This is a genomic window from Burkholderia sp. BKH01 (assembly GCF_025685725.1).
In the GTDB taxonomy this organism is placed as follows: domain Bacteria; phylum Pseudomonadota; class Gammaproteobacteria; order Burkholderiales; family Burkholderiaceae; genus Burkholderia; species Burkholderia pyrrocinia_C.
In genome coordinates this window covers 25982-32177 of sequence record NZ_JAOTQT010000043.1, presented here as the reverse complement: position 1 = coordinate 32177, position 6196 = coordinate 25982, and the positions used below count along the sequence as shown (strand labels likewise).

Annotated in this window: 5 protein-coding genes; 1 reads left to right on the top strand and 4 read right to left on the bottom strand. The window is 69.2% G+C overall.

All coding sequences use genetic code 11. The annotated features are described in order from the left end of the window. The first annotated feature begins 165 nt into the window (after nucleotides 1–165). On the top strand, nucleotides 166–1056 hold the full coding sequence (gene mmsB / locus OEJ37_RS33995; protein ID WP_263349376.1) for a 3-hydroxyisobutyrate dehydrogenase: 891 nt from the start codon (nucleotides 166–168) through the stop codon (nucleotides 1054–1056). A gap of 138 nt (nucleotides 1057–1194) precedes the next feature. On the opposite strand, the gene OEJ37_RS33990 is transcribed toward mmsB, so the two are convergent. The 4 genes from OEJ37_RS33990 to OEJ37_RS33975 all read right to left on the bottom strand — a co-directional run bounded on the left by OEJ37_RS33990 (nucleotide 1195) and on the right by OEJ37_RS33975 (nucleotide 5990). Continuing rightward, the gene (locus tag OEJ37_RS33990) at nucleotides 1195–1527 is read right to left on the bottom strand and encodes a hypothetical protein (RefSeq protein ID WP_034179862.1); all 333 of its coding nucleotides are present in this window, start codon (nucleotides 1525–1527) and stop codon (nucleotides 1195–1197) included. 224 nt (nucleotides 1528–1751) lie between these two features. After that, nucleotides 1752–4169, bottom strand: coding sequence for a molybdopterin-dependent oxidoreductase (locus tag OEJ37_RS33985; protein ID WP_263349374.1), 2418 nt, complete (start codon nucleotides 4167–4169; stop codon nucleotides 1752–1754). After that, entirely contained in the window at nucleotides 4159–4662 is a 504-nt protein-coding gene (locus tag OEJ37_RS33980) for a (2Fe-2S)-binding protein (protein WP_174420418.1), read from the bottom strand. Before OEJ37_RS33980 ends, OEJ37_RS33985 begins: the two co-directional genes overlap by 11 nt. 170 nt (nucleotides 4663–4832) lie before the next feature. Continuing rightward, a complete protein-coding gene (locus OEJ37_RS33975) occupies nucleotides 4833–5990 on the bottom strand; it encodes an FAD-dependent monooxygenase (RefSeq protein ID WP_152863739.1) in 1158 nt (385 codons plus the stop codon). Nucleotides 5991–6196: the final 206 nt, after the last annotated feature.

The following is a 6196-nucleotide window of genomic DNA, read 5'->3' as shown; positions in this document are numbered from 1 at the left end:
GGACCGGGCCAAGCGCTGAAGCGCCAAGTCCGGTCGACCGCGATGCATGGGACCGCGAAGCATGGGACCGGACTAAGCGCTAAAGCGCCAAGTCCGGTCGACCACGATGCATGGGACCGGACTAAGCGCTAAAGCGCCAAGTCCGGTCGACACAGGAGACTGCACTTGGAAATCGCATTCATCGGGCTCGGCAACATGGGCGGCCCCATGGCCGCCAACCTGCTCAAGACCGGCCACGCGCTGACGGTGTTCGACCTCGACGCGAACGCGGTGAACGCCGCGGTGCGCGCGGGCGCAACGGCGGCCGGCTCGCCGCGCGACGCGGCCGCGCGCGGAGCGGTCGTGATCACGATGCTGCCGGCCGCGCAGCACGTGCGCGCCGTCTATCTCGGCGACGACGGCGTGCTGGCCGGCGCGCGCGCCGGCGCAACGCTGATCGACTGCAGCACGATCGACCCCGGCACCGTGCGCGCGGTAGCGGAAGCCGCCGCGCAGCGCGACTTCCCGCTCGCCGACGCGCCGGTGTCGGGCGGCACCGGCGGCGCGCAGGCCGGCACGCTGACCTTCATGGTCGGCGCGGACGCCGCGCTGTTCGAGCGCATCCGCCCCGTGCTGCTCGACATGGGCAAGAACGTCGTGCATTGCGGCGGCACGGGCACCGGGCAGATCGCGAAGATCTGCAACAACCTGCTGCTCGGGATCTCGATGATGGGCGTGTCGGAAGCCATGGCGCTCGGCGCCGCGCTCGGCATCGATCCGGCCGTGCTGGCCGGCATCATCAACACGTCGACCGGCCGCTGCTGGAGCTCGGACACCTACAACCCGTATCCGGGCGTGAGCGACACGGCGCCGGCCGCGCGCGCTTATGCGGGCGGTTTCGCGGCAAACCTGATGCTGAAGGATCTCGGGCTCGCGACCGAAGCCGCACGAAGCGCGCATCAGCCGGTGTGGATGGGCGCGCTCGCGCAGCAGCTCTATCAGTCGATGAGCCAGCAGGGGCTCGGCGCACTCGACTTTTCCGCGTGCGTGAAGCTGTACGAGGCGCAGCCGGCGTAGCCTACGCGGCAAGCACCGGACGTGCGCCGACCCGCGATGCGCTTGCGCGTATCGCGGGTCGGCTTGCATACGGGGGAACAGAAACAGAAACGCAGGTGCCAATTCCGGCGGCGGTCGCGCGGCAACGCCGCGCGTCGTTCAACCGCGCGGGTTCGATGCCGTCTCGAAGGTCGGATGGCACTCGAACGCGAGTTCGGAGCGTGCATCGACGCGGCGGCCACCGGTCAGCGATTCCTGCTTCATGCTCGCGCGCATCCCGCGCTGCGTGCAGTAGTTGGTGGCTTCGTTGACGGCCTTCTCATGGGCATCGGCCCACGTCGTCGACACGCCGACCGTGCGCGTCGTCACGGTGAATACGTTCGGGTTCGACGTCGCGGTCACGTCGGAAGCGGTTGAACACGCGGCAAGCAAGCATGCGGCAGCCGCGACGGTCAACCATCGCAGGGTTCGAAAAGAAACTGACATGGACATGAGGGCAGGCACACGTCGGCCCGACGTGCATTGAACAACATAGGCGACAGTATGCCTGCCCGATCGCCGGAGATCATGCCCTTTTCAGTGAACACATTGTTTCGAATGGTTAAACGATGGCCGATGCAGGCAAGATTTACAGCCCGGCGCCGTGCCGGTTTTCATCGCGCACGTAGTTTTGCCCGACCGGTGCGCCATTTCGTGCCCTCACACCCATGCGCCGGTCAATGCACGCGCTCCTGCCTGATCCTCGCCGATGCTTCGGCCAGATTGCGCCACGCCGGCTGCCCCGGCGCATAGCGCGCGCGAATGTACGCGGCGAGTTCGGCCATCTGCCGATCGTCGAACGCGTCGCCGAAGCCCGGCATGTAGCCGAGCCGGTCGGTGGCCGGCTGGTCGATCCCGTGGTGCAGCACGCGCAGCAGGTTGTCCGGCGCCGCTTGGCTGACGCTCGTGTTGAGCCCCATCAGCGGGCGCACGCCGAAATGCCCGACGCCGCCCGATTCCGCGTGACAGACCGCGCACGCCGCGTCGAACGCGCGGCGGCCGTTCTCGAGGCCGAGCGTCGCGACGGTTTCAGCGCCGCGCGCCTGCCGGGCAGCCGCATCCGCGGCCACCGCGGCGTCGACAGGTGGCGACAGCGAAGCAAGGTAGTGCGCGATCGCCCGTACGTCCGGCTCGGGCAGCGACGCAAGTCCCGCGACGACGGGCGCCATCGGCCCGGCCGCGACGCCGTGCTGCGCGGAGAAGCCCGTGCGCAGGTAGTCGAACAACGCGCCTTCGGTCCACGGCACCGGTGCGGCCGGCGATGCGACGAGCGGTGGCGCGACCCATCCTTCCGCTTCGCCGCCCGACAGATACGCGACGCCGCCCTTCTCCGCGCCCAGCGCGTTGCGCGGCGTGTGGCACGCGCCACAATGCCCGGCGCCGTCGACCAGATACTTGCCGCGATTCCACATCGCGGAGCGTGCCGGGTCCGGCACGAACGGCCGCGCATCGTGAAACAGCCAGTTCCAGCCGGCGACGAGGCGCCGCTGGTCGAGCGGAAACGGCAGCTTCGTCTTCGGCGGCACATGCTTCATCGGCGGCTGCGACATCAGGTACGCATAGAGCGCGAGCAGGTCCGGCTCGCTCAGCTTCGCGAACGCCGTGTACGGGAATGCCGGGTACAGGTGCGTGCCGTCGCGCGAGATGCCGTCGCGCATCGCGCGCGCGAACGCCGGATACGACCACGTGCCGATGCCGGTTTCCGGATCGGGCGTGAGGTTCGTCGTGTAGATCGTGCCGAACGGCGTATCGAGCGCGAGCCCGCCCGCGTTGGTCGCGCCGCCGGGCGCGGTGTGGCATACCGCGCAATCGCCGGCGATCGCGACCTGGCGGCCGCGTTCGAGCATCGCCGCGCTCCACATCGCGCCGTCCGCGCCGCCGGGTGCGACAGGCGCGATCGGCGCGGGCCCCGGCAGGATCGCACACGCGAGCCCGATCAGCCCGCCGACCACGCCGCCCGCGCCGCCGCCGGCCAGCCAGCGGCGCCAGCGCGAAACGCGGCGCGACGCGACATGCGGCCCGGTGCCGAAATCGACCGGCGCCGGTTGCGCGAGGGCTGCGCGAATGCGCTCCGCATCGAACGGCGGTGCGCGAAAACGCACGCCCGTCGCGTCGTACAGCGCGTTCGCGATCGCCGCCGCGGCTGGTGCCGCCGCCTGCTCGATCCGGCGCGCATCGTGCGCGGACAGTTCGCCGTGCGCGCGGTGCGCCGCATCGTCGGAAGCAACCAGTTCATGCGCGATCGCGTCCGGCTGCGCTCCGGCATCGCTCTCGTCATGCGCGGGCCGCGCGGACAACCGCGCGCCCATCACGTGCGAAATCGCCGCCTCGATCTGCCACGCGGGCAACCCGGCCATCGACGCGTCGCCCGGTTTGCCGGCACCCTGCCCGGCCACGACGCGCCGCACCGCGACGTCGCCCGTCGCGCGATCGACATCGAGATCGACGACCCAAGCGGACCAGCGCGTGTCGCCGTCACGGGCGGCATCTGCTGCCGGTGGTTCGCCGCCGGAAGGTGCCGCAAGCGCGCCGGCGCCATCGAATGCGAAGCCGCGACCGCTGACGCGCGAACGTGCGCTCGCGTCGGCCGCGACCGGTGCACCCCATGCGGCGCGTTCGCTGACCATCCGGATAATCTCGCGCGGCCCCGCGTCCCGCGATGCATCGAGATGCTGCAGGCGCAACGCGACCGGGTCGCGCCGCAACGCGCCCGCGAGTTCGTCGACGAAGGATTCGCGGGCAAACACGTGTGCATAACCGGGAATCGCGCGGCCGGCGTCGGCCAGTTCGATCGATGTCTGCGCGTGGCGGTACACGAACGGCGATGCAGGGCCGGAATCCGTGCCGTCGATCGTCGAACCGTGAAGATCGTCCGTTACCGTGCCGGCTGCCTGCGCGCGATAGCGCCAGCTCGTCATCCTTCCGTCGCGCGCGGTCCGCGTTTCGATATCGAGCGAAGCGTGCGTGCGCAGATCGCCGATCGGCCATTCGTAGCGTGCGTGATGCGTGTTCGGTACGTCGGCGGCGCCTTCGTCGCGCGGCTCGTGCGTCGCCGCGCGCTCCTGCTCGACCGGCGGGCTCAGGTCATGCTTCATCGCCGTCCCGCAGATAGCGTGCGGCACGATGCACGGCCCGGATGATCTCCAGGTGCGTGCCGCAGCGGCACAGGTTGAAGCGCAGCGCATCGCGAATCGCCGCGTCGTCCGGCGCGGGGTTGCGGTCGAGCAGCGCCTTCGTGCTCATGATCATCCCGTTCAGGCAATAACCGCATTGCGCGGCCTGCTCGTCGATGAACGCGCGCTGGATCGGATGCGGCGCATCGCGCGACCCGAGCCCTTCCAGCGTCGTGACGTCGCGCCCGCTCGCGGCGGCGGCCGGCACGACGCACGACCGCGTCGCCTGCCCGTCGACAAGCACCGTGCACGCGCCGCACTGCCCGAGCCCGCAGCCGTATTTCGGGCCGTTGAGCGCGCAGTCGTTGCGCAGGACCAGCAGCAGCAGCGCGTCGGGCGCGGCCTCGTCGAAGGTGTGCGGCGTGCCGTTCACGCGAAACGCCAGCGGCCGCGACGGAGAAGCGGGATGGGACATGAATGGATCCGGAATGCGGTGGCGGGCCGAGGGCCGGCCGGCGGCAGGCACTGCTGCCGGCCGGCACCTGGCGGCGCGCGCATGACATATAACACGCCGAAAAACGCACGGTCCGGCGCATCGATTCTCGCGACGGCGAAGCGCCGGCCGGCGCGAGAATCGCGTGCGCGTCAGGCCGCGGCCGCCACGTTGTTGCGCGACGGCGAGACGAGCGGCACGTCGAACACGTCGTAGCCGAACACCCACGACGGATCCTCGTTCGTGCGCAGCCACGTGTTGTTGTGTGACACGAGCTGCACCTTCGACGCGCGTGCCGCGCGATTCGCCTCGTACAGCGCGAACGCGCCCGCGTAGTCGCCGATGCCGACTTCGTCGAGACAGCGCGCGAGCATCGCCGCATCCTCGATCGCCATCGCCGCGCCCTGCGCCATGTGCGGCTTCATCGGATGGCACGCGTCGCCGAGCAGCACGAGGCGGCCACGGCTCCACAGCGGCAGCGGATCGCGCTCGAGCAGCGGCCACTTGGTGATCGACGGCGACACGTCGATCAGGTGCTGGATATCGGCATGGAAACCCGCGAACGCGTCGCGCATTTCGTCGCGGCTGCTGTCGACCATCGACACGCCTTCGGGCCATTCGGCCTGCGGCACGCCGGTCACGTAGTAATACTCATCACGCTTCTCGGTCACGTAGTAGACCATCATGTGGCGATCCTCCGACCACCACTTCACGCACATGTCGTACGGCTTGTTGCCGAGCAGCGACGCCGGGAACACCGCGCGGTGCGCGACATACCCCGTGTAGCGCGGCGGTTCCGCGCCGAGCAGGTGCTCGCGGATCCGCGAATTCACGCCGTCCGCGCCGATCACGATGTCGGCCGTCTCGACGCTGCCGTCGGCGAACGTCAGCCGCACCGCGTCGCCGGTGTCCTCCACCGCCGCGAGCCGCTTGCCGAAGCGGATCGTGCCGGGCGTCACCGCCTGCGTCATCAACGCATGGAAATCGCCGCGATGCACGGTCAGGTAGCTCGCGCCGTAGGTCTTGCGCGCGTAGTCGCCGAGCGGGATCTGCGCGAGCACGTCAGCCGTCTGCCAGTCGCGGCTGTACCAGAAATCCGGATGCGAACCCATCGTGTTCAGCGCGTCCTCGCAGCCGATGCGCCGCATGATCTTCATCACGTTCGGGCCGAGGTGGATGCCCGCGCCGAGGCGCGAGAACGCCGGCGCCTGCTCGTACAGCGCGACGTCGTAGCCGCCGCGCTGAAGCAGTGCCGCGGCGGCCGTGCCGCCGAGACCGGCGCCGATGATTGCGATACGGGGTGTGCTCATGCGGATCTCCTGATCGTGGGCCCGTTGCCGAACGCGGCACGAGAACGGGCGGATTGAATGGCGTTTATGTAGCGTACACACTCAATTTATTCAGGACAAGCGGATTGTCATTCGTTTTATTCACATTCGGGAAAACACCAATAATTCCTCTTAACTCCGTACACACAAACGATCTTCGTGCGATTGTCATCATTTTGATCCATTGC